Below are 23,324 nucleotides of genomic sequence, written 5' to 3'. Positions count from 1 at the left end.
CGGCGTGCGAGGACGGGGCGAGGATCACACCCCGTCGGCCCCTCCCGCGCGTTGACCCTGCCTGCGCGCACTGGCTACTCTGGACCGTCGTCGTGCCTTGGTGCGTGCCCGACTCCGCTGCCGAGCGAGATCTCCGGCGCGAGGAGGGGTCTCACCCGCACCCAGGACCGTCGCCGCGTCGTAGGCGGAACGGGACGGGCACGACGTGTGAGGCCATGCTTTTTCCGAGGAAGCGTGTCCACGGTCCATCGAACTGTGCCCGCGAGCCCCTGCTCGCCGGGCACTCTGACGAGAGAAGAAGGCACGAGTGCGTACGTTCACCCCGAAGCCCGACGATGTCGAGCGTTCCTGGTACGTCATTGACGCAACCGATGTCGTCCTCGGCCGGCTCGCTTCCCAGGCTGCTCAGCTGCTCCGGGGCAAGCACAAGCCGGTCTTCGCACCCCACGTGGATGCAGGCGACTTCGTGATCATCATCAACGCCGACAAGGTGGCGCTGACCGGTAACAAGCGGGAGACCAAGCTGGCCTACCGCCACTCCGGCTACCCCGGCGGCCTCCGCGGCGTCCCCTACTCCGAGCTGCTCGAGAAGCGCCCGGAGCGTGCGGTGGAGAAGGCCGTCCGCGGCATGCTCCCCAAGAACAAGCTCGCTGATCAGCAGATCAAGAAGCTGAAGATCTACTCGGGCTCCGAGCACCCCCACGGTGCGCAGCAGCCCGTCCCCTTCACCATCGACCAGGTGGCGCAGTAAGCGGGGGCGTCCCGCCACTCCGCCCTGCCGCACGGAAAATTCTAGGAGAACCGTGACTGAGACCACCCCCGACACCCTCGAGGCCGTGACCGACGAGGATGCCCCGTCGAGCTACACCACCGAGTCCACCGGTGAGGCAGCCGTCGGCGCCGGCCAGTCGGCCACCGCGCCGGGCTACGGCACCGGCCGCCGCAAGCGCGCCATCGCCCGCGTCCGCCTGATCCCCGGCTCCGGCCAGTGGACCATCAACGGCCGCACCCTCGAGGACTACTTCCCGAACAAGGTGCACCAGCAGGAGGTCAACGACCCCTTCACGGTGCTCGACCTCCAGGGTCGCTTCGACGTCATCGTCCGCCTCACCGGCGGCGGCCCCTCGGGCCAGGCCGGTGCGGTGCGCCTGGGCGTGTCCCGCGCGCTGAACCAGATCGACGAGGAGCACAACCGCCCGACCCTCAAGAAGGCCGGGTTCCTGCGCCGCGACGCTCGCATCATCGAGCGCAAGAAGGCCGGCCTCAAGAAGGCCCGCAAGGCGCCGCAGTACTCCAAGCGCTGATCGACCGCGGAGCCCTTGCTCCGCCGCGATCCCGCTGTGCGCACGATGCCCTCGACCTCCGGGTCGGGGGCATCGTCGCGTTCGGGGGCTGGGGTGGCCGGGTCCTGTGCAGCTCAGGTGGGGCAGGACCGCGGCGGGATTTGGTCAGTGACCGGCGCGTAGCGTCCCAGTACGGATATATAGCCGTACTGAAACGCCACACGCCAGTACTCGACCATGGCCGCGACCAGTCCGGCACCCGTCGCGGGCCGGGCACCCCGTCACCAGACCGGACACCCCGCAACCGGACCGGGCACCGCGTGACCGGACCGTGACGGAGCGACTCGGAGCCCGGACCTCCGCCGTCCTGGCCGCTGCAACCGGCGAGCCTGTCCCCACCACCACGAGAGGACGGGCCATGGACCTGATCGAGAAGCGGACCGCCGGCGAGATCATCGACGCACAGCGCCGGGAGAAGGGGCTTACCTGGGCGCAGCTCGCCGAGACAACCGGGCGACCGGTGGTGTGGCTAACCTCGGCGGTGCTCGGCGCGCACCCGGTGCCCGAGGAGGTCGCCGCGACGCTCGCGGAGCAGCTGGAGCTCGAGGACGAGCTGGTCGAGGCCCTGCGGCGGCAGCCGTATCGGACGATCGACCCCGAGCTGCTCTCCGACCCCACCATCTACCGCTTCCAGGAACTGATCCAGGTCTACGGCCCGGCGCTCAAGGCCCTGATCCACGAGGAGTTCGGCGACGGGATCATGAGCGCGATCAACTGCTCGATCGACCTGCGCCGCGGCAACCACCCCGGCGGCGACCGCGTGGTCCTCACGATCGACGGGAAGTTCCTGTCCTACGACTGGGTGGCCAGCGAGGGGTAAGCCGCTCGGGGCGCTGACCCCACGGTGCAATACGATCGTCCGCATTGTGCCGTGACCCCCTCGGCCGCCCCGTCGAAGGAGACTCTGTGGCCGCCGGCAGCCCGCCGCGCGCCTCGGCACCCTCGCTCCTCGCGACGGTGCCCTTCTACCGGGGCGCGGCCGCGGCGTTGTTCCTCTCCGGGCTCGGCTTCTCCGCCACCGCCCCTGCTCGTCGACGGGCGGACGATCGCACGGGACGTCGAGGAGTACGGCGCCGCCGCGCCCGCCTTCGCGGTCCGAGCGGGCCCCGGCACGGGGCGCGACTGCAGTCCGGTCAGCTGAGCAGCTCGCGCAGGTCCTCCGCGGTGACCGCGGTGCGGAAGGCCTCGCCGCCGTCGGTCAGCGCGTCGAAGAGCTCGGCCTTCCGGCGCTGCAGGGCGAGGACCTTCTCCTCGATCGTGTCCTCCGCGATCATCCGGTACACCATCACCGTGCGGTCCTGGCCGATGCGGTGCGCGCGATCCACGGCCTGCGCCTCCGCCGCCGGGTTCCACCACGGATCCAGCAGGAACACGTAGTCCGCCTCGGTGAGGGTGAGGCCGAAGCCGCCCGCCTTCAGCGAGATGAGGAACACCGGAGCCGTCCCCTCGCGGAAGGCCGAGACCACCCCGTCGCGGTCACGGGTCGAGCCGTCCAGGTGCGCGTAGTCCACGTCCCGACGGTCCAGCTCCGCCGCGACCAGGTCGAGATACGAGGTGAACTGGCTGAACAGCAGCACCCGGTGCCCATCGCCGATCACCTCGGCGAGCCGGTCGAAGAGGGCCTCGAGCTTCGTCCCCGGGGCCTCGGCATGCTCCTCGGGATCCACCAGCCGCGGGTCGATCGCCATCATCCGCAGCAGCGTCAGGGAGCGGAACACGATGAATCGCGAGCGCTCGAGGTCGGTGTCGATCAGCCCCAGCACCTTCTTCCGCTCGCGCTGCAGCACGGCGTCGTAGGCGGCGCGGTGCTCGGGGCTCAGCGTGACCGTGAGGATCTGCTCCTGCTTGGGCGGGAGCTCCGCGGCGACCAGCTCCTTCGTCCGACGCAGCAGGAAGGGCCGCACGCGGCGACGCAGCTGCGCCATCCGCTGCGGGTGCTCCCCGGTCTGGATCGGCAGGGTGTACCGCTGGCGGAAACCGGTCGACCCGCCCAGCAGCCCCGGCGCGACGAGGTCGGAGATCGCCCACAGGTCGTCGAGCGAGTTCTCCATCGGGGTGCCCGTGATCGCGAGGCGGAACGGGGCGGGGACGCGCTTCGCCGCAAGATGGGTGCGGGAGCGGCGGTTCTTCACGAACTGCGCCTCGTCCAGCACGAGTCCCGCGACGGGATGGTCGGCGAAGGCCTCCTCGTCGCGACGCAGCACCGCATAGCTGGTGACCACGAGATCCGCGCCGAGCATCTCGGCGGACAGCTCCGTGCCGCGCGCAGCGGAGGTAGCCTCGAGCACCCGCACCCGCAGCGCCGGCGTGAACCGCTCCGCCTCGCGCCGCCACACCGGCAGCACCGACGACGGCGCGACCACGAGGAAGGGTGGGGCCGACGGGGTCAGCTCGCGGGCCCGCGCGATCAGCGCCAGGACCTGGAGGGTCTTGCCGAGGCCCATGTCGTCGGCGAGGATCCCGCCGAGTCCCTGCTCGTGCAGGAAGGACAACCAGGTGAAGCCCTCCCGCTGGTAGGGACGCAGGTCCGCCTGCAGGCCCGCGGGCAGCGGCGGCTCGTGGATCGTCTCGAGTTCGCGCAGGGCGCCGACGCCGCGGGACCAGCTCTGGGCGGTCTCCGCGTCGTCGGCCATCTCCTGCAGCTCGTCCCACAGGTCCACTTGGAAGCGCGAGATCCGCTGCACCTCGGGCTCCCACTCGGCGAGCGCCTCGCCCTCGCGGATCAGCTCCCGCAGCGTGTCGAAGGCCGGATGGTCGAGGGAGAAGTAGGTGCGGTCGGGCATGAGCAGCCGGTCCTTGCCGCGGGCGAGGGCGACGAACAGGCTCGGGAAGGGGATCTGGCGGCCGTCGATCGTGATCTCGAAGCCGAGGTCGAACCAGTCGTTGCGGCCCGGGGTCTGCCACTGGGTGACGCGGACCTGCGGGGCGCCGTCCAGCTCCCGGTAGGCGTGGCGGGTGCCGCCCAGCTCGACCTCCACGTGGTCCATCGCGTCGAGGCGGTCCAGCACGTGCTCGGAGAAGCTCGCGGTGTCCGCCCCGCTGAGCAGCTCGGGGGTGGTGGAGCCGGCCGTCGGCCACAGCGTCATCGCGGCGGCGATCACCTCCTCCTCGTGCGCGAGGTCGCGCCGGGCCCCCTGCCGCTGGTCGATGGGGAGGCTGCGCTCGGGGTCGTGGTAGCGCCAGGACCAGCGCAGGGCGAGCCGGTCACCGTCCGCATAGGAGGCGAGCAGGTGCAGGGTGGGACGGGGTGCGGCGGGCAGGTCCACGCTGCCGTCACCGCTGGTCACCGAGGTGAGGGTGCGCAGCTGCGGGTAGGCGACCTCGACGAACGCCGTCCGGTCCGCGGCGGGCACGGCGAGCGGGCTGTGGCGCTGCAGCAGGCCACGCAGCTCGCGGGGGATCGCGGTGGGCAGCGGGGCGAGGCGCAGCGCGAGCGCGGCGTCGTGGGCGCGGACCTCGAGCACCCCGGCACCGCCGAGCAGCCGGGCCTCCGGGGCGGGCTCCCCGTCGAGGGTGATCCGGGGGAGCACGTAGAGGTCACCGCTCGACGCCGCCTCCTCGCCCTCCTCGCCGATCTCACCGCTCTCGCTCTCCTCGCCGTCCTCGACGTCCCCAACTTCTGTGCCGAGCCGCAGGTCCAGGCCCGCCTCCGCGGAGGTGAGCAGGGTGACGGCGGTCAGCCCCTCCCCGGGCAGCAGCTCCACGCCCGCGGCGACGGCGTGGGCGAGGGCCTGCCACAGCAGGGGGGAGCTGATCGAGTTCAGCCATAGGTGCTCGACGGCGCCGCTGGTGTAGGTGCGCTCGGTGCCCGCGGCGGCGAACACGCGGGCCAGGGCCTCGGCCTGCACCGAATCCAGATCGCGGGAGGCCGTGCGGGACTCGAAGGTGCGCCACGAGAGGTCGCCCTGGATCCAGGTGCCCTTCGACCCGCGGGTCACGGGGCGCAGCCCCACCCAGAACTCGTCCCCCGCGGCGACGTGCGCGGGCGTCGCGGGCTGCCGCTTGCCGCGGGAGGCGGCGGACCCGGCCGGCCCGGCCTCGAGGTCCACCCGCACCGCCACCGGGCGCACGGCCGACGTCGTCGCGGTGCCGCGCAGCAACGGCCGCAGCACGCTGCGCCACTCCGCGGGCGGGGCCTCCTGCTGCGCCCGGTCGGCGCGGTCGTTGAGGTGATAGAGCAGCGCCGCGACGTGCTCGCAGCCCTGTCCGGAGGTGCAGGTGCAGCGATCCGCGCTCGGCCGCCAGAGCCCGCCGGGGGAGGGCCGCTGGAAACGGCGGGAGACGGCGTCCTCCGCGTACTCGGCGAGCTCGACCCGCGGAGCCTGCACCGCGCCGTCGTCGTCGGTGACCGTCGCCGAGACCGTCACCGCCCCGGCGTCCCAGGCGAGTCCGCGGACCCGGCCCTCGCGGGCGCGCGCGAGCCCGCGACCCGCCGTCCGGTCACCGACGTGGTGGCTGATGGCGGAGGGCAGCACGCGGGGGAGGAGGGCGTCGTCGGGCATACCCTCCAAAGTATCCGCCACCGGGTACTCTCACAGCGGATCACCGACCCCCTGTGAGGAGAACCCTGTGGCACGACTCTTCGGCACCGACGGAGTGCGCGGACGCGCGAACGGCGACATCACCGCGGAGCTCGCGGTCGAGCTCTCGGTGGGAGCGGCTCATGTGTTGGGCACCCTCGGCGCGTTCGGCGGCACCCGGCCGCGGGCGATCGTGGCGCGGGACACGCGTCCCTCGGGCGACTTCCTCTCCGCCGCGGTGTGCGCCGGGCTCGCCTCGGCGGGCGTCGACGTCGAGGACGCGGGCGTGCTGCCCACCCCCGGACTCGCCCATCTCGTCCAGGCCACCGGGGCGGACCTCGGCGTGATGATCTCCGCTTCCCACAACCCCGCTCCCGACAACGGCATCAAGTTCTTCGCGCGCGGCGGCACCAAGCTGCCCGACGAGGTGGAGGACGCGATCGAGGCGCGGCTGCACGAGGAGTGGGACCGCCCGCAGGGAACCGACGTCGGCACGATCACCCGCTACGAGGGCGCGATCGAGCAGTACGTCGCCCATCTCGTCTCCACCCTGGATCGCTCCCTCGAGGGCCTCACCGTCGTCGCCGACTGCGCCAACGGTGCCGCCGCCGTGACTGGTCCGGAGGCGCTGCGCCGCGCCGGCGCCACCGTCCACGTGATCGGCGACTGCTCCGACGGCGGGCTGATCAACGACGGCGTCGGCTCCACCCACCTCGGCCCGCTGCAGGCCGCGGTGCGTGAGCACGGCGCCGACATCGGTGTCGCCTTCGACGGCGACGCGGACCGCTGCCTCGCGGTCGACGCCGCCGGCGAGGAGATCGACGGCGACCAGATCATGGCCATCCTCGCCCTCGACCTCAAGGAGCGCGGGAAGCTGCACGACGACACCCTGGTGGTGACCGTGATGAGCAACCTCGGCCTCAAGCTCGCCATGCGCGAGCACGGGATCGCGCTGGGCCAGACCGGCGTGGGCGACCGCTACGTGCTCGAGGAGATGAACCTCGGCGGCTACTCGATCGGCGGCGAGCAGTCCGGCCACGTGATCCTCGCCGAGCACGCGACCACCGGCGACGGCGAGCTCACGGCCCTCCACCTGCTGCAGCGCATGGTCGAGACCGGCCGCAGCGCCGCCGACCTCAAGGCCGTCATGACACGTCTGCCGCAGGCGCTGATCAACGTCAAGGACGTCGACAAGGCCAAGGCCACCATCGACCGCGGGGTCGCCGACGCGATCGCGGCCGCGGAGGCGGAGCTGGGCGAGTCCGGCCGGGTGCTGCTGCGCCCCTCGGGCACCGAGCCCGTGGTGCGGGTGATGGTCGAGGCGCCGAGCGACGAGCAGGCGACCGCGATCGCCGAGCGGCTCTCCGTGGTGGTGCGCGAGCGCGTCGGCCTCTGAGCCGGCGGGCGCCCGTCCCGGCGGGAGCCCTTTCCGGGCCCGCCCCGGTTCACACCTTGCGCATGAGCACCGAGTGCACCCGGTGCTCGGCGTCCTTCCTCAGCACCAGATCCGCGCGGCCCCGGGTGGGCAGCACGTTCTCGGTGAGGTTCGGGCCGTTGATGGTGCGCCAGATCCTCGACGCGGTCTGGCGCGCCTCCTCGTCGGTGAGCTCCGCGTAGCGGCGGAAGTACGAGCGTGGATCGGCGAAGGCCGTGGCTCGCAGCGCGAGGAAGCGGTCGACGTACCAGCGCTGGACGTCCTCCACCCGCGCGTCGACGTACACCGAGAAGTCGAAGAAGTCCGAGACCGCCATGCCCAGCCGCCCGTCGCGGCGCGGCCGCGCGGGCTGGAGGACGTTGAGCCCCTCGACGATCAGCACGTCGGGGCTCTCCACCACCACCCGCTCCTCCGGCTGGATGTCGTAGGTGAGGTGCGAGTACACGGGCGCCTCGACGCGCTCGTGCCCGGACTTGACGTCCGAGACGAAGCGCAGCAGCGCGCGCCGGTCGTAGCTCTCGGGGAAGCCCTTGCGGTGCATGATCCCGCGCCGCTCGAGCTCGGCGTTGGGGTGGAGGAAGCCGTCGGTCGTCACCAGCTGCACCCGAGGGGTGTCCGGCCAGCGCGCCATCAGCTCCCGCAGCAGACGCGCGGTGGTCGACTTGCCGACGGCGACCGAGCCGGCCACGCCGATCACGTACGGGGTCCGCTGCTGGTGCTGGTCGAGGAAGTGCTCGCGCGCCCGCCGCAGCCCCTGCGCGGAGGCGACGTGGATGTTCAGCAGGCGGGAGATCGGCCGGTACACGGCGTCGACCTCGTGCAGGTCCATCCCGTCGCCGAGACCGCGCAGCCGGTCGACGTCCTCCGCGGAGAGCGGCAGCGGGGTCTGCTGGGAGAGACGTGCCCACTCCTCACGGGGGATCTCCGCGAACGGGGTGACGGTGCTCGACGTCGGCGCAGCCTTCATGCGGACGATTCTCGCCCATCCCGGGAGCGTGCGCGAACGTGACCGGTGCCGATCACGATCGGCCAGGGTCCGCCAGCACCCCCGGCGGGCGTGATCCATGACTCGCCCGACGGGGGTCCCGAGCCGGGCGAATCCGCCCGTCGTCCCCTAGGTTGAGCCCCATGTGTGGAATCGTCGGATACGCAGGCCCGCAGGCCGCAGCCCCCTCCTCCCGTCCCGTGGACGTCGCCCTCCAGGGCCTCGCCCGCCTCGAGTACCGCGGGTACGACTCCGCGGGAGTCGCCGTGATCGATGACGGCGCCGTGCGCATCGAGAAGCGCGCCGGCAAGCTCGCGAACCTCCGCGAAGCCCTCGACGGCGCGACCGAGACCAGCGGCCGGGTCGCCATCGGCCACACCCGCTGGGCCACCCACGGCGCGCCCACGGACGGGAACGCCCACCCCCACCTCGGCGGCAAGGACGACGAGCTCGCCCTGGTCCACAACGGCATCATCGAGAACTTCGCCGCACTCCGCGCCGAGCTCGAGGCCGACGGCTACACCTTCCGCTCCGAGACCGACTCCGAGGCCGCCGCCCATCTGGTGGCCCGCGAGATGGCGACCGCCGGCGACCTGACCGTCGCCCTGCGCGCCGCCGCGAACCAGCTCGAGGGCGCCTTCACCCTCCTCGCCGTCCACCGCGACCAGCCCGACCGCGTGGTCGCCGCGCGCCGCAACTCCCCGCTCGTCGTGGGCCTCGGCGAGGGCGAGAACTTCCTCGGCTCCGACGTCGCCGCCTTCGTGGACAACACCCGCGAGGCGCTCGAGATCGGCCAGGACCAGGTCGTCACCGTCACGGCCGACGACGTGGTCGTCACCGACTTCGCCGGCACCGAGATCACCGAGCAGAAGCGCTACTCCATCGAGTGGGACGTCACCGCCGCGCAGAAGGGCGGCTTCGAGTCCTTCATGGCGAAGGAGATCCACGAGCAGGCCACCGCCGTCGCCGACACCCTCCGCGGCCGCATCGACTCCGGCGCCCTGCACCTCGACGAGATGAGCATCGACGAGTCGGTCCTGCGCAGCATCGACAAGATCATCGTCGTCGCCTGCGGCACCGCCGCGAACGCCGGCAACGTCGCCAAGTACGCGATCGAGCACTGGTGTCGGATCCCCACCGAGGTCGAGCTCGCCCACGAGTTCCGCTACCGCGACCCGATCGTCACCGAGAAAACCCTGGTCGTGGCGATCTCCCAGTCGGGCGAGACCATGGACACGCTGATGGCCATGCGTCACGCCCAGGAGCAGGGCGCGAAGGTCGTCGCGATCTGCAACACCTACGGCTCGACCATCCCCCGCGAGGCCGACGCCGCGCTGTACCTGCACGTCGGTCCCGAGATCGCGGTCGCCTCCACCAAGGCGTACCTCGGCCAGATCACCGCCTGCTACCTGCTGGGCCTCTACCTCGCCCAGGTGCGCGGCAACCTCTTCCCCGACGAGATCGCCGCCCTCATGGAGGACCTCGAGCAGCTGCCCGCGCACGTGCAGACCGTGCTCGACGGCGCCGAGTCCGTCGAGCAGCTCGCGCAGGAGATGAAGGACGCCACCAGCGTGCTCTTCCTCGGCCGCCACGTCGGCTACCCGACCGCGCTCGAGGGCGCGCTCAAGCTCAAGGAGATCGCCTACATCCACGCGGAGGGCTTCGCCGCGGGCGAGCTCAAGCACGGCCCGATCGCCCTGGTCGACGAGGGCCAGCCGGTGTTCGTGATCGTCCCGTCCCCGCGCGGCCGCGACTCGCTGCACTCCAAGGTCGTCTCCAACATCCAGGAGGTCCGCGCCCGCGGCGCCCGCACGCTGGTGATCGCGGAGGAGGGCGACGACGACGTCCTGCCGTACTCGGACGTGGTGCTGCGCGTGCCCGCCACCCGCACCCTCTTCGCCCCGCTGCTGACCGTGATCCCGCTGCAGATCTTCTCCTGCGCCCTCGCCACCGCGAAGGGTCTGGACGTGGATCAGCCGCGCAACCTCGCGAAGTCCGTCACGGTCGAGTGATACTGCCGGGATGAGCATCGTCCCGCCGCCCGCGCCCGACCCCTCCGAGTCCGCCGACTCGTTCGGGGGCCGGGCGTTCGGCGTCTCCGAGCGTTCGCTGATCGCGGGCACCGGCATCGACGTGGTCCACATCGAGCGCCTCGCCGGCATGATCGAACGCACCCCGGCCCTCCTGGACCGCCTGCTGACCCCGGCCGAGCGGGGGCTGTCCGACGCCTCGCGCGCGGCACGGGTCGCGGCCAAGGAGGCGGTCGGCAAGGCGCTCGGCTCGCCGGGGGAGTTCTCCTGGCAGGACGTCACGGTCGAGCGGGCCGCCTCGGGTCGACCCCACCTGCGTCTGCGCGGCGCGACCCTGCGCGCCGCCGAGCAGCAGGAGGTCGAGCACCTGCACCTGTCCCTCTCGCACGACGGGGACGTCGCGACCGCCATCGTGATCGCCGAGCGGGGCCGATCATGATCCGCGCGCACGGGGCGGCCGCGGTGCGCGCAGCCGAGGAGCCGCTGCTCGCGGCGGGCGAACCGCTCATGCTGCGCGCCGCCGAGGGGATCTGCGCCCGGGTCCGGCTGCGCGGCGCCCGCCGGGTGCTGGTCCTCGCCGGGCGGGGCAGCAACGGCGGCGACGGCCTGTGGGCGGCGGCGCTGCTGCGGGCCGACGGGGTCCGTGCCGAGGTGCTCGCCGTCGCCGGGACCGTCCACGAGGGCGGAGCCGAGGCGCTGCGCCGCGCGGGCGGCACGGTGCATGCGCCCGAGCCGGAGCAGCTCGAGGAGACGCTGACCGCACTGCTCCCCGGGACGGACCTGGTGCTCGACGCGATCGTCGGCCTCGGCGCCCGCCCTGAGGCGCCCTCGACCCTGCGCCCCCTGCTCGCGGCGGTGCGCGCCGCGCGGGTCCCGGTCCTCGCCGTGGACCTGCCGAGCTTCGTCGACGCCACCACCGGTGAGGCCGACCCGGACGCGCTCGTCGCCGCGGAGACCGTGACCTTCGGCGCCGTGAAGGCGGGGCTGCTGCTGCCCGGCGGGGCGGAGCGGGCCGGGTCCGTCCACCTGGTGCCGCTCGGGCTCGCCGCGCACCTGCCGTCCGCCGCCGCGGTCGAGCGGCTCGAGGACGCCGACGCCGCTGCGCTCTGGCCGCCCGCCCGCCCCGCGGACTCGAAGTACCGCCGCGGCGTCGTCACCCTGCTGGCCGGCAGTGCCGAGTACCCCGGCGCCGCGGTCCTCGCCTGCTCGGGCGCCGCCCGCGCCGGCGCGGGCATGGTGCGCCTGCTCGCCCCCGAGTCCGCGCGGGAGCTCGTCTGGCGCGCCCGCCCCGAGGTGGTCGGCCATCCGGTCGCCCCCGCGGAGCTGCCGCGCACCGACGTGCTCGTCGTCGGCCCCGGGCTCCCGCCCGACGACCCGCGGGCCGCGCGCGGTCTCTCCCTGCTCTCCGGGCACTCCGGGCCCGACGGTGACGGACCCGTCCTCCGCCGCGGGGTGCTGGACGCCGGGGCGCTCGACGCGATCGGCCCCGAGCACGCCCTCGGCCCCGACGTGGTCCTCACCCCGCACCGCGGCGAGGCGGAGCGGCTCGCCCGCCGGCTCGAGCTCGACCCGGATCTGCCCGGCCCGGAGCTGGCCCGTGCCCTCGCCGCCGCGACCGGCGCGACCGTGCTGCTCAAGGGCGCGATCACTGTGATCGCCCCGGGCGGCGGCGGACCGCTGCGCAGCCAGGCGGATGGCCCCGCCCAGCTCGCCACCGCCGGCACCGGGGATGTGCTCGCCGGGATCCTCGGCGCCCTCCTCGGCGGCGGGCTGACCGGCCCCGACGCCGCCGCCCTCGCCGCGCTGATCCACGGCCGCGCCGCGCATCGCGCCTCCCTCGGCGGGCGCGTGCCGCTCGTCGCTCTCGACGTCGCCGACGCCCTCCCGCACGCCCTCGGGACTATCCTGGCGAGCGCCCAGCCGTGATCCGAGGAGCCCGATGACCATCCCGATCCCCGCCGAGGACCCTCGGCACCTGCCCAATCGCGCCGTCATCGACCCTTCGGCCATCACGCAGAACACCCGCACCCTGACGGGCCTGCTCGAGGAGCACACCGCCCTCATGGCCGTGGTGAAGGCCGACGGCTACGGGCACGGGATGCTCTCCGCCGCCCGTGCCGCGGTCGAGGGCGGGGCGACCTGGCTCGGCGTCGCCCATCCCGCGAGCGCGCTGGCCCTGTCCCGCGCCGGCTTCGAGGTGCCGATCCTGACCTGGCTGTACGAGCCGGAGACGGCCGAGGCGATGATGCCCGAGGTGATCGCCGCGGGGATCGACGTCTCCGTCGGGTCGCGGGCGATGCTCGAGCTCGTCTCCCGCGCCGCGCGCACCGCCGACCGTCGCGCCCGCGTGCACCTCAAGATCGACACCGGCATGGGCCGCGGCGGCGTCATGCCGCACGAGCTGCGCCCCCTGGCCGCCGCCGCCCAGGAGGACGACGTCATCCAGATCGTCGCCGCCTGGACCCACCTGACCTCGGCCGACGATCCGGCGGACCCCGCGACCGATCAGCAGGTCGAGATCTTCGACTCCTCGGTCGAGGCGCTCGAGGACGAGGTCGGCCCGGTGCCGCTGCAGCATCTCGCGAACTCCGCGGCCCTCCTCACCCGACCCGATCTGCACCGCGACATCGTGCGGCCCGGCATCGCGCTGTACGGCTGCCCGCCGGTCACCACCGACGTCCAGCTCCGCCCGGCGATGACCCTCACCAGCCGTCTCGCGATGGTCAAGGAGGTGCCCGCCGGGCAGAGCGTCGGCTACGGCCGCACCTATCGCACCGAGACGCCGACCCGCCTGGGCCTGGTCCCGATCGGCTACGCCGACGGCCTGCACCGGTCCGCGAGCGGCGGCGTGGACGTCATCGTCCGCACCGCCTCCGGCGACCGCCGCGCGCGCCAGGTGGGCCGCATCAGCATGGACCAGATCGTGCTCGACCTCGGCCCGGACTCCTCCGCCCGCGCGGGCGACCGGGTGTTCCTCTTCGGCGACGCCAAGGGCGCCCCGAACGACCCCGCCGCCCCCACGGCCGAGGACTGGGCGCGCGCCGCGGGCACCATCCCCTACGAGGTGCTCACCTCCGTCTCCGGCCGGGTCTCGCGGGAGGTGCGCGCATGAGCGCCCTCGTCGTGCGGACGGCCGACGCCGACGGCACCCGCACCGTCGCTCGCGCGCTCGCCGGCGCCCTGCGCGCCGGGGACCTGCTGGTCCTCGACGGCCCGCTCGGCGCGGGGAAGACCACCTTCACCCAGGGTCTCGGCACGGGACTCGGGGTGCGCGGACCCGTCGCCTCCCCGACCTTCGTCATCGAGCGCGTGCACCCCTCGCTGAGCGACGGCCCGGATCTCGTGCACGTGGACGCCTACCGGCTCGGCGGCGAGAGCGAGATCGACGACCTCGATCTCGAGGCCGATCTCGAGACCGCCGTGACCGTCGTCGAATGGGGCCGGGACCGGGTCGAGCACCTCGCCCCCTCGGTGCTGCGCATCGAGCTGCAGCGCCCCGACCGGGTCGAGGACCCCGAGGACCCCGACGAGCCGCGCACCCTGCGGCTCGTCCCGAGCGGCCCGCGCTGGGACCTCGCCGCCCTGCGGCAGGTGCTCGCGGAGGCTGGACTGACCGTGCAGGAGGAGAGCTGATGCTGCTGGGGATCGACACCTCGGGGGCGGTGAGCGTCGCCGTCGCCCGCGAGGGGGAGGTGCTCGCCGTCCGCACCGACACCCGCGCCCGCCACCACGACGAGGTGCTGCTGGCGCTGGTCGACGAGACCCTGCAGGCCGCCGGTGCGAGCCGCGCCGAGCTCACCGGCGTGGTCGCCGGCCGCGGGCCCGGGCCCTTCACCGGACTGCGCGTGGGCCTGGTCAGCGCGCGCACCATCGCCTCCGTGCTCCAGGTGCCCCTGCACGGGCTGTGCTCCCTCGACGCGCTCGCGCACCAGGCGCTCGCGTCGCACCCCGGGGCCGAGCCGCTCACCGTCGGCGTCGCCCTCGACGCCCGCCGCCGCGAGGTCTACCACGCCCGCTATCGCCGCGCGGTGGACGGCCGTCTCGAGCGGACCGACGGGCCCGCCGTCGCGGCGCCCGCCGACGTCGCCGCCGAGCTCACCGGCTGCGACCTGCTCGTCGGCTCGGGGACGGCGCTCTACCCCGACCTGCTGGCGGCGACGGACCCGCTCGAGCACGTCGACGCCGGGCATCTCCTGCTCGCCGCCGTCGAGCGTCTCGCCGTCGGGGAGGACCTCTCCGACACCGCGCCGCTCTACCTGCGCGAGCCCGACGCCGCGAAGCCGACCGCTCGCAAGTCCGCCCTGGGGCGCTGAGATGGCGGTGGCGGGAGAGGACGACGAAGGCGGCGCCCTGCGGCGCGGCTGGGCGCTGCGCCCCGCGACCCTCGAGGACGTCGAGGAGATCGCCTTCGCCGAGCTCGAGCTGTTCCCCGAGGAGGCGTGGAACGTCTTCCAGGTCGCCGCGGAGATCGAGCATCCCGATCGCCGCTACGTGATCGCGGCCGCGGGGGAGGAGGCCGAGCGCGGGCTGATCGGTTATGCCGGGATCATGCTCGCCGGGGACACCGCGGACCTCCACACCATCGGCACCCGGCGCCCCGGAGAGGGGATCGGCCGGGCGCTGCTCGGATGGTGCGAGGAGCAGGCCCGCAGCGGCGGCGCGGCACGGCTCCTGCTCGAGGTGCGCGAGGACAACGATCGCGCCCGCGCCTTCTACACCACCGCCGGCTACGAGGAGATCGGCCGACGGCGCGCGTACTACCGGGTGCGCGACGGCTACGTCGACGCGATCGTCATGCAGCGCGAGCTCTGAGCGGCTGCTACCGACTCGCGTCCGTCGTGCGCGAGTCGGCAGCGGCCCCCGCACCTAGATGTGGTCCCTGACCTTCTGGAAGAGGTCCGGATAGCGGGCGTCCAGGCGCGCCGTCGCGAGGCGCATCCCGATCCAGAAGGCGAGGCCGCCGAGGACCAGCGACAGCCCGCCCGCGAGCAGCTGCAGCGGAAGGCTCCCGACGACGACGCCCCAGATGCCGATGCCGATCGTCGGCAGCTGCGGGATGAAGATCGCGACCATCGCGATGCCCATCGACAGCATGGCGTTGGCGCTCGAGGCGGACTTGTCCTTCATCGGGTTGGTGCCCGGCGCGGAGGACGGGTAGGGCATCAGCACCGAGATCAGCATCGACAGGCCCCAGGCGCCGAGCATCGTGCCGAACGAGGCCATCATCACCAGCGGGATCAGCGACGGCACCCCGTACAGCAGCGGCAGCACGATCATCACCACCATCAGCGGCGGGACCATGATCAGCGCCATCGCCGCGACGCGCCCCAGGAGGTTCGCCCGCGCAGGCATCCCCGCGACGATCTGCACCCAGCCGGCGGGACCGTCGAAGCCCAGCTCGTTCGAGAGGCTGATGCCGCTCAGCCCGGCCATGAACACGGCCATGCCCATCATCATCGGGCGGGACTCGGGGAGCATCAGCCCCATCGCCGCGAGGAACACCACGATCAGCGGGTAGATGCCGATCGCCGCGAGATAGCGGGTGTCGCGCCGCCAGTAGCGCAGGGCGCGGCCCATCGCGGCGCCGAAGGGGCCGGCGGGGACGAAGCGCGGCACGAGCGAGGTGACCTTCGTGCTCCCTGAGGAGGCATCGCCGGTCAGCGCCGAGGTGAGCGAGACGTCGATCGAGCGTCGCCACCACAGCCAGGTCAGCACGATCGCGGCCGCGCCGATCACCGCGCGCAGCAGTCCCGTCAGCCAGCGGCCCTCGGCGAGGTCCATCGGCACCGCGAACAGTGCGCCGAAGGGCGTCCACGCGAATCCCTCGATCACGCGGGGCAGCCAGCGCATGAGCAAGTCGCCGTCGATGTCGCCGATCCGCTGAGCCCCCAGGGAGAAGCCGTAGATCGCCGCGAACATGACCATCATCCCGATCACCCCGCCGATCTCCCGGCCGGAGCGGGAGCTGGAGCGGGCCGCGGAGTGCGCGAACCAGGCGCGGGGCAGCAGCAGGCAGAGGACGAAGCCCGCGAGGTTCGCGGGCAGCAGGGCGATCAGCCCGGCGGCGATGCCGACGGCCCCGGGGCCGTAGAGCACCAGCCACAGCGCCTCGAAGACCGTGGCGATGAGCAGGGCGGCGAGGGTGAACAGGCTGGGGATCGACAGCACGGCCGCCGCGAGCATGCCCGGCTGCAGCTCCTTCGCGGAGCGCGGGTAGACCGCGAAGGCGCGCGGGTCGAGGGTGTCGTCGAGCCCGAAGGCGAACACCGGGATCAGGAACCACAGCAGCACGGTGAGCACGCCCAGGCCGCGCACGATCATCGGGAAGAGGGAGCCCTCGCCGGAGAGCACCGTGGTGCTGAGGAAGAGGAACACGAGCAATCCGAGGCCGCCGAGGGCGTACAGCACGCCGATGGAGACGCCGATGATCTTGCCGACGTTCTTGCGGTACGACCGCTTCCACAGCGTCCACTTCAGCCGGAGGGACAGCCGGATCAGGTCGCGCGCGGGGACGGTGCCGTGCTCGACGGCGTCGGGGGTCAGGACTGCAGCCATGCCAGGCTCCCCTCCGCGACCTCGCCGCCGCCGACGAGGTCGATGAACGTCTGCACGAGGCTGCCGCCGCGACGGACCTCGTCGAGGGTGCCCGCGGCCCGCAGCTCGCCGCCGGCGATGATCGCGACGTGCGAGCAGAGACCCTCCACCAGCTCCATCACGTGGCTCGAGAGCACGACCGTGCCGCCGCCCGCGACGTAGGAGGTGAGCACCGTGCGGATCACCTGGGCGGAGACCGGGTCGACGGCCTCGAGCGGCTCGTCGAGGACCAGCAGCCGCGGGGCGTGCAGCAGGGCGCAGGCGAGCAGGATCTTCTTGGTCATGCCCGCGGAGTAGTCGACGACCAGCTTGCCGTCCTCCCCGGCGAGGTCGAAGGCCGCGAGCAGGGAGTCCGTGCGCTCCTCGACGACCGCGGGCTCCATGCCGCGGATCAGGCCCACGTAGGTCAGCAGCTCTCGGCCGGTCAGGCGGTCGAAGGTGCGCAGACCGTCGGCCAGCACCCCGAGATGAGCCTTCGCCCTCTCGGGCTCCGCCCACATGTCCACCCCGAGCACATCGGCGGTGCCGTCGTCCGGGCGCAGCAGTCCCGTCGCCATCGACAGAGTGGTGGTCTTGCCGGCACCGTTGGGTCCGACGATGCCGTAGAAGGAGCCGCGCGGGACGTCCAGGGAGATCCCGTGGACCACCTCCGTGCCGCCGAAGGACTTGCGCAGGCCGCGCAGGGAGAAGGCGGGGGCTGGATCGCTGTGCATGGGGTCACGCTATCGGCGGGGGAGGGGGCCCCGCACCGTCGCTCGGCCAGCGCGGGGGCGACCTTCGTCGGACCCTAGCGCCCCGTAGAGTGTGCGGGTGGCCGCACCGGCCCGGAGGAGGGAAGACGATGTCGAAGCTGCGCCCGAGCGAGAGGCGACCCGCGATCGCCCAGGAGGTCGCCGAGATCCCGATCGGCATCCGTCGGCTGTCGGCATGGTCCTGGCGGCTGCTGGTGATCGTCGCGGCCGGCGCGCTGCTGATGTGGGGCCTGATCCAGGTCTCGGGCCTGATGATCCCCGTGCTCATCGCGATCCTGCTCGCCGTGATGCTGACCCCCGTGGTCAAGGCGCTCACGCGCTACACCTTCCTCGGCCGCGGCGCCGCGAGCGGTGTGGCGCTGCTGGGCCTGCTGCTCGTCATCGCGGGCATGTTCACCCTCGCCGGACGGCAGCTGATCGCGCAGTGGGGCTCCATCCAGACCCAGGCGATCGCCGGCTTCCAGGCGGTCATGAACTGGGTGACCACGACCTTCAACATCGGCAACTCGACGATCGACTCCGCGATCGACGAGGGCCTCGCCCAGCTGCAGCAGAACGCCGACCAGCTGGTGAACTCGGCGCTGTCCACGGCCGCCGTGCTCGGCAACCTCGCCACCGGCATCATCGTCACCCTGTTCACCCTGTTCTTCCTGCTCTCGAGCGGGTCGACGGTGTGGCGCTGGGTGGTCGGCCTGCTGCCGCCCGAGGCGCGCGTGCCCACCCACGAGGCGGTGCGCCGCGGTTGGAAGGCCCTCTCGGCGTACGTCCGCACCCAGATCCTGGTCGCGGCGGTCGACGCGACCGGCATCGCGATCGGCATGCTCGGCCTGGGTCTCGGCTCCTACGCCGTCCCGATCTGGCTGCTGGTCTTCATGTTCTCCTTCATCCCGCTGGTCGGCGCGGTGATCTCCGGAGCGATCGCAGTGCTGCTCGTCCTCGTGCTGCACAGCTGGGTCGGCGCGCTGATCATGCTCGCCGTGGTGATCGCGGTGCAGCAGCTCGAAGGCAACGTCCTCCAGCCCTTCCTCATGGGCAAGGCCGTCGAGCTGCACCCGCTCGCCGTCTTCCTCGGGGTCGCGGGCGGTGCGATGGTGGCCGGCATCCCCGGCGCCCTCTTCGCCATCCCGCTGATCGCCTTCGTCAACGCCACCCTGCTGCACGTCGTCGGCCGCGATCCCAGCCCCGAGCTGGGAGTGGACAAAGCGGCCGCCGCCCACTTCGACGCGCTGCGCCGCGGCCGGGTCCCGGCCACCGGACAGGATCCGCGCCCCGAGAACCCGGTGCGCCGCGCGACCCAGGCCGTCGTGCAGGAGGCCACCGGCTCCGACGCCTGAGCTTCGGGAACCGGTGGCCTCCGGAAGCGGGGGATCCGACGGGAACCGCCTCACCGGACGGTCCTGTCGGATCGGGGGATCAGGGCGCGTAGGGCGTGGCGGCCGTGATCTCGATCGGCAGGGACTTGCCGTTCGGCGCCGTGTAGTCGACGGAGTCGCCGACCTTCGAGCCGTGGATCGCCGACCCCAGCGGCGAGTCGCTCGAGAAGACCTCGAGATCGGTGCCCTCGGCGATCTCGCGGTTGCCCAGCAGGAAGGTGCGCTCCCTGCCGGCCATGGTGATCGTGACGACCATGCCGGGCTCGACGACGCCGTCGTCCTTCGGGGCCTCTCCCACCACGGCGTCCTTGAGGAGGCGCTTGAGGTCCGTGATACGGGCCTCGTTCATGCCCTGCTCCTCGCGGGCCGCATGGTAGCCGCCGTTCTCCTTGAGATCGCCCTCGTCCCGAGCCGCGGCGATGCGCTCGGCGATCTCGGTGCGGCGAGGCCCCTCCAGATCGGCGAGCTCCTTGGCGAGGCGGTCATAGGCATCCTGGGTGAGCCAGGCGCCATTCGGCTGGCTGCTCATGGGTTCACTCCTTGTCAGTGGTCCCTCGGGCGCCGGGGCGGAACCGCCCCTGACGCGAAGAACGGGGCACATGTGCTCATGCGCCCCGTGGTCGGGTGATGATGACCGGTCCGGAAACCGGTATCGGAGCATCCTACACCGGATCGCATCCGACGACCTCGGCGGACACGGCGCTGCCCTGCGTCGAGATCTCGACGGTGTGCGAGGTGGTGCGCTCGGTCTGCGCCTCGATCCGCACCTCCACGAAGCCCACCTGGGCGCGTCCCTCGTTCAGGGCCTGCACTCGGCAGTCCGCCGCGGTGCCTGGAGGCATCGTCACCGCGAAGGTGGCCTCGAGGCGATCGTCGGCGAGGTGCTCGTAGGAGACCAGGTCGTAGCGCACCGGGGTGCGCGAGATCCACGTCCCCACGACGATCACGCCGAGGACGAAGAGCGCGGCCGCGACGGCACCCAGGATCCGGGCCGTGCGCCGGGAGACTAGCGGGGCGCCGTAGCGATCGGTCGGGCGGGAGGGGACGGAGGTCATGGTGTCAAGTCTCCCAGACCCCGCCCGGGAGCCCGCTCGGGACCGTGGCGTACGATCGGGCGCTGGCGAGTCCCGTGCCCGGGTCCCGCCCCGGACCCTGAGGAGAGACGTGAGCGTCCAGCTGCCCGCCCCCGACGAGACCCTGCGTCTGGTCGCCGTCCACGCCCATCCGGACGACGAGTCCTCTAAGGGCGCCGGCTCGACCGCGCGCTATGCCCGCGAAGGCGTCCAAGTCACCGTCATCACCTGCACCGGCGGCGAGCGCGGCGACATCCTCAACCCTCGGCTCCAGGGTGACGAGGAGATCGCCCGCGACCTCCCCGCGGTGCGTCGACGGGAGATGGCGCGTGCGCAGGAGATCCTGGGCGTGGACCACGAGTGGCTCGGCTTCGTCGACTCGGGCCTGCCCGAGGGGGATCCGCTGCCCCCGCTGCCCGAGGGCAGCTTCGCGTCGCTCCCCGTCGAGGAGGCCGCCCGACCTCTCGTCGAGGCGCTGCGCCGGCTCCGCCCGCACGTGATGACCACGTACGACGAGAACGGCGGCTACCCGCATCCGGACCACATCCAGGTCCACCGCATCAGCCTCGCCGCCTTCGACCTCGCCGCTGATCCGGCCTACGCCCCGGAGCTCGGCGAGCCGTGGGAGGTCGCGAAGCTCTACTACATCAACGGCTTCCACCGGCAGCGGTTCTCGGCGATCAACCGGCATCTGATCTCCCAGGGCATTCGCCAGGAGTCCCTCGAGCAGATGCTGGCGCGCTACGACGAGAGCCGGGACCGGCTGCTCACGACCAGGGTGGACGTGCGCGACTACCTCACCGTGCGGGACGAGGCGCTGCGCGCCCATGCCACGCAGGTCGACCCGGAGGGCCTGTTCTTCCAGGTGCCGCACGAGGTCGAGACGGTGGCCTGGGGCACCGACGACTACGAGCTGCACATCTCCCGCATCGGGGTGCGCCTGCCCGAGGACGACCTGTTCGCGGGACTCCGCCACGAGACACTGGAGGCCCGCCCGTGACCGGTGCAGAGGCGCTGCTCGTTCTCGGCGAGGTGTTCGCCGCCCCCTCCGACGGCGGGGAGTTGAACTCCGTGACCGTCTCGCCGGGGCTGCCCGGGTTCTTCGCGGCCTTCGTCCTCGCCGTCGTCGTGGTGCTCCTGGCCGTGGACCTCTCACGCCGCACGCGCCGCATCCAGGCGCGGGCGCGCGTCGAAGAGCGGATGCGGGAGGAGCAGGCCGCGGCGGAGCAAAGCCCGTCGGCGGAGCGGAGCTCGTCGGCGGAGGAACCGGAGCCGCGGGCCGAGGAGCCCTCGGCGGATCAGAGCCCGCCGGCGGAGGAGCCGGAGCCGCGGGCCGAGGAGCACCCGTCGGCCCCGGAGGATCCGCAGCGCTGAGGCGAGCCCTCAGATCACCGCGACCGCGACGGCCGCGAAGTGGCAGCCGAAACCCGCGATCGTGCCGGCGTGGAAGATCTCGTGGAATCCGAACCAGGCGAAGGACGGGTTCGGCCGCTTGAGCGCGTACACGACCGCCCCCGCGGTGTAGGCCAGGCCGCCCGCGGCCAGCAGGATCACCACGGGCCAGCCGCCCGTGGCGTGCAGCTGCGGCATGTAGAAGACCGCGACCCAGCCGAGCGCGACGTAGGCCGGGACGTACAGCCAGCGCGGCGCCCCGGTCCAGAAGATCCGGAAGCACACCCCCACGAGCGCCCCGCCCCAGGCGATGGCCAGCAGCACGAGGGCCTGGCGAGGCGCGAGCAGCGCCGCGGCGATCGGCGTGTAGGTGCCCGCGATGATCAGGAAGATGTTCGCGTGGTCGAAACGACGCAGCATGATCGCGCGGCGCGGGGACCAGGTGCCGCGGTGGTAGACGGCGCTGATGCCGAACAGCAGCGCCGCGGTCAGCACGAAGACAGCGCAGGCCAGACGGATCGTCAGCGTGTCCGCGAGGGCGACCAGCAGCAGACCGATCACGAGCGTGGTCGGGAAGGCGATCAGGTGGAGCATGCCGCGCAGCCGGGGCTTGGGCGGCTGCAGCCCGAGCTGGCGCGCGCGGGCGGCCATGGCGCGGGTGAAGGTGCGCGGGGCGAAGGGGTGGGACTCGGCCGTGGGCAGGTCCTCGTCGGCCTCGAGGGGCGAAATCTCGGAGGCCGAGGTGCGGGTGCCGGTGTACATGACGGAAGCGTAACCTACGGACCCGTAACCATGGCAGGGAGTGTGCTGTGCGCATCCCGTGAGGATTCGGAGTCCGCTCCCGCGAACGGGCCGCGCCGGTGCCGCCGTCGTCGATAATGGTCGGGTGGGACGTCGGGGAGCGGAGGTGGCGATGGCCGAGCAGGGACTGCTCCACAGGATCTACGAGCGGCGCCTCGCGCGGGAGCTCGGGGCGTTCTCGCTCCCGCAGCACCTGGGGATCATCGTCGACGGCAACCGGCGTTGGGCGAAGGCCGCCGGGGCGACCACCGAGCAGGGCCACCGCGTCGGCGCCGCGAAGATCGTCGAATTCCTCTCCTGGTGCGAGGCGCTCGAGATCCCGCTGGTCACCGTGTGGATGCTCTCCACCGACAACCTGCGCCGCCCGCCCGAGGAGCTCGAGGCCCTCTCCGGGATCATCGTCGACACGGTCCAGCAGATCACCGCGGCCGGTCACTGCGTGCGCCTGACCGGCAACGCCGAGGCGCTGCCTGCGCGGATCCGGGAGCACCTCGAGGAGCTGCGCGGCGCCGCGAGCGTCGACTCCCGCCTCACCGTCAATGTCGCGATCGGCTACGGCGGGCGCGAGGAGATCGTCGACGCCGTGCGGGAGCTGGTGCGCGACCTCGGCTCCGCCGGGCTCGGGGCCGACGAGATCGCGGACGCCATCAGCGTCGGCTCCATCGCCGAGCACCTCTACACCCGTGGCCAGCCCGACCCCGACCTCATCATCCGCACCTCCGGCGAGCAGCGGCTCTCCGGCTTCCTGCTCTGGCAGTCCGTGCACTCCGAGTTCTGGTTCTGCGAGACCTATTGGCCGGGATTCCGCCGCATCGACCTGCTACGCGCGCTGCGCGAGTTCTGCCGCCGCGAGCGGCGGTACGGAGCCTGAGCCCAGCAACTCCCGATGACGATTCGGTGAACGTCCCCGCGCCGCGCGGTGTGACGCGCCCGACATCGGGTGCGCGGGAGGCTAAGGTCCAGTCATCCGCGCGATTTGGGGAGGCTCCGATGGATCAGATCATCACCACCAGCACCGATCTGGAC

At 72.7% G+C, this 23,324-nt stretch carries 22 protein-coding genes; 15 read left to right on the top strand and 7 right to left on the bottom strand.

Translation table 11 applies throughout. The features are described from left to right. Positions 1-307: 307 nt before the first annotated feature. The 3 genes from rplM to cynS all read left to right on the top strand — a co-directional run bounded on the left by rplM (position 308) and on the right by cynS (position 2,163). On the top strand, positions 308-751 hold the full coding sequence (gene rplM / locus ACZCAH_RS07015) for a 50S ribosomal protein L13 (RefSeq protein WP_329747510.1): 444 nt from the start codon (positions 308-310) through the stop codon (positions 749-751). Between the two features lie 52 nt (positions 752-803). Next, positions 804-1,304: a 30S ribosomal protein S9 gene (gene rpsI / locus ACZCAH_RS07010; protein WP_464340404.1), complete on the top strand. Its 501-nt coding sequence runs from the start codon at positions 804-806 to the stop codon at positions 1,302-1,304. A gap of 397 nt (positions 1,305-1,701) precedes the next feature. Further along, the gene (gene cynS / locus ACZCAH_RS07005; RefSeq protein WP_464340403.1) at positions 1,702-2,163 is read left to right on the top strand and encodes a cyanase; all 462 of its coding nucleotides are present in this window, start codon (positions 1,702-1,704) and stop codon (positions 2,161-2,163) included. Between the two features lie 313 nt (positions 2,164-2,476). Here cynS and ACZCAH_RS07000 read toward each other — a convergent pair whose 3' ends face one another. Then, the gene (locus tag ACZCAH_RS07000; RefSeq protein ID WP_464340402.1) at positions 2,477-5,845 is read right to left on the bottom strand and encodes an SNF2-related protein; all 3,369 of its coding nucleotides are present in this window, start codon (positions 5,843-5,845) and stop codon (positions 2,477-2,479) included. Positions 5,846-5,912: 67 nt separating this feature from the next. On the opposite strand from ACZCAH_RS07000, the gene glmM reads away from it, so the two are divergent. Continuing rightward, positions 5,913-7,259, top strand: a complete 1,347-nt coding sequence (gene glmM / locus ACZCAH_RS06995) for a phosphoglucosamine mutase (protein ID WP_464340401.1) — start codon at positions 5,913-5,915, stop codon at positions 7,257-7,259. A 49-nt stretch (positions 7,260-7,308) separates the two neighbouring features. Here the strand turns inward: glmM and coaA are convergent, their stop codons facing one another. Next, a complete protein-coding gene (gene coaA, locus ACZCAH_RS06990) occupies positions 7,309-8,265 on the bottom strand; it encodes a type I pantothenate kinase (protein ID WP_464340400.1) in 957 nt (318 codons plus the stop codon). A gap of 161 nt (positions 8,266-8,426) precedes the next feature. Here coaA and glmS point away from each other — a divergent pair, with 161 nt between their 5' ends. From glmS to ACZCAH_RS06955, 7 genes are read left to right on the top strand one after another with little or no spacing between them, the layout of a single operon-like run. Beyond that, positions 8,427-10,295, top strand: coding sequence for a glutamine--fructose-6-phosphate transaminase (isomerizing) (glmS, locus tag ACZCAH_RS06985; RefSeq protein WP_464340399.1), 1,869 nt, complete (start codon positions 8,427-8,429; stop codon positions 10,293-10,295). Between the two features lie 10 nt (positions 10,296-10,305). Further along, complete coding sequence (locus ACZCAH_RS06980) at positions 10,306-10,752, top strand: holo-ACP synthase (RefSeq protein WP_464340398.1); 447 nt, start codon at positions 10,306-10,308, stop codon at positions 10,750-10,752. Continuing rightward, a complete protein-coding gene (locus tag ACZCAH_RS06975) occupies positions 10,749-12,239 on the top strand; it encodes an NAD(P)H-hydrate dehydratase (protein ID WP_464340397.1) in 1,491 nt (496 codons plus the stop codon). The genes ACZCAH_RS06980 and ACZCAH_RS06975 overlap by 4 nt, the downstream gene beginning before the upstream one ends. Positions 12,240-12,252: 13 nt before the next feature. Then, positions 12,253-13,425 (top strand): alanine racemase, encoded by a 1,173-nt coding sequence (gene alr / locus ACZCAH_RS06970; RefSeq protein WP_464340396.1) that lies wholly within the window; start codon positions 12,253-12,255, stop codon positions 13,423-13,425. Next, a complete protein-coding gene (gene tsaE / locus ACZCAH_RS06965) occupies positions 13,422-13,946 on the top strand; it encodes a tRNA (adenosine(37)-N6)-threonylcarbamoyltransferase complex ATPase subunit type 1 TsaE (RefSeq protein ID WP_464340395.1) in 525 nt (174 codons plus the stop codon). Before alr ends, tsaE begins: the two co-directional genes overlap by 4 nt. After that, entirely contained in the window at positions 13,946-14,626 is a 681-nt protein-coding gene (gene tsaB, locus ACZCAH_RS06960; RefSeq protein WP_464340394.1) for a tRNA (adenosine(37)-N6)-threonylcarbamoyltransferase complex dimerization subunit type 1 TsaB, read from the top strand. The genes tsaE and tsaB overlap by 1 nt, the downstream gene beginning before the upstream one ends. 1 nt (position 14,627) lies before the next feature. Then, positions 14,628-15,125: a GNAT family N-acetyltransferase gene (locus ACZCAH_RS06955; RefSeq protein ID WP_464340393.1), complete on the top strand. Its 498-nt coding sequence runs from the start codon at positions 14,628-14,630 to the stop codon at positions 15,123-15,125. Positions 15,126-15,179: 54 nt separating this feature from the next. On the opposite strand, the gene ACZCAH_RS06950 is transcribed toward ACZCAH_RS06955, so the two are convergent. Then, a complete protein-coding gene (locus ACZCAH_RS06950; RefSeq protein WP_464340392.1) occupies positions 15,180-16,868 on the bottom strand; it encodes a hypothetical protein in 1,689 nt (562 codons plus the stop codon). Continuing rightward, positions 16,853-17,620, bottom strand: a complete 768-nt coding sequence (locus ACZCAH_RS06945; RefSeq protein WP_464340391.1) for an ABC transporter ATP-binding protein — start codon at positions 17,618-17,620, stop codon at positions 16,853-16,855. The genes ACZCAH_RS06950 and ACZCAH_RS06945 overlap by 16 nt, the downstream gene beginning before the upstream one ends. A gap of 128 nt (positions 17,621-17,748) precedes the next feature. Between ACZCAH_RS06945 and ACZCAH_RS06940 the strand changes: the two genes are divergently transcribed. Next, positions 17,749-18,993 carry an AI-2E family transporter gene (locus ACZCAH_RS06940; protein WP_464340390.1) on the top strand — a complete coding sequence of 415 codons (1,245 nt, stop codon included), beginning with the start codon at positions 17,749-17,751 and terminating at the stop codon, positions 18,991-18,993. A 79-nt stretch (positions 18,994-19,072) separates the two neighbouring features. Here ACZCAH_RS06940 and greA read toward each other — a convergent pair whose 3' ends face one another. Then, complete coding sequence (greA, locus tag ACZCAH_RS06935) at positions 19,073-19,561, bottom strand: transcription elongation factor GreA (protein WP_464340389.1); 489 nt, start codon at positions 19,559-19,561, stop codon at positions 19,073-19,075. Between the two features lie 133 nt (positions 19,562-19,694). Then, entirely contained in the window at positions 19,695-20,087 is a 393-nt protein-coding gene (locus ACZCAH_RS06930; protein WP_464340388.1) for a DUF4307 domain-containing protein, read from the bottom strand. A gap of 109 nt (positions 20,088-20,196) precedes the next feature. Between ACZCAH_RS06930 and mca the strand changes: the two genes are divergently transcribed. Next, on the top strand, positions 20,197-21,105 hold the full coding sequence (mca, locus tag ACZCAH_RS06925; protein WP_464340387.1) for a mycothiol conjugate amidase Mca: 909 nt from the start codon (positions 20,197-20,199) through the stop codon (positions 21,103-21,105). Further along, complete coding sequence (locus ACZCAH_RS06920) at positions 21,102-21,479, top strand: hypothetical protein (protein WP_464340386.1); 378 nt, start codon at positions 21,102-21,104, stop codon at positions 21,477-21,479. The genes mca and ACZCAH_RS06920 overlap by 4 nt, the downstream gene beginning before the upstream one ends. A gap of 9 nt (positions 21,480-21,488) precedes the next feature. On the opposite strand, the gene trhA is transcribed toward ACZCAH_RS06920, so the two are convergent. Beyond that, positions 21,489-22,259 (bottom strand): PAQR family membrane homeostasis protein TrhA, encoded by a 771-nt coding sequence (trhA, locus tag ACZCAH_RS06915; RefSeq protein ID WP_464340385.1) that lies wholly within the window; start codon positions 22,257-22,259, stop codon positions 21,489-21,491. A gap of 151 nt (positions 22,260-22,410) precedes the next feature. Between trhA and uppS the strand changes: the two genes are divergently transcribed. Further along, positions 22,411-23,169, top strand: coding sequence for a polyprenyl diphosphate synthase (gene uppS / locus ACZCAH_RS06910; RefSeq protein WP_464340384.1), 759 nt, complete (start codon positions 22,411-22,413; stop codon positions 23,167-23,169). Positions 23,170-23,324: the final 155 nt, after the last annotated feature.

It is taken from the genome of Brachybacterium sp. B718/18, assembly GCF_055454375.1.
The sequence above is the reverse complement of the archived record's forward strand: the minus strand, read 5'-3'. Positions and strand labels throughout refer to the sequence as shown.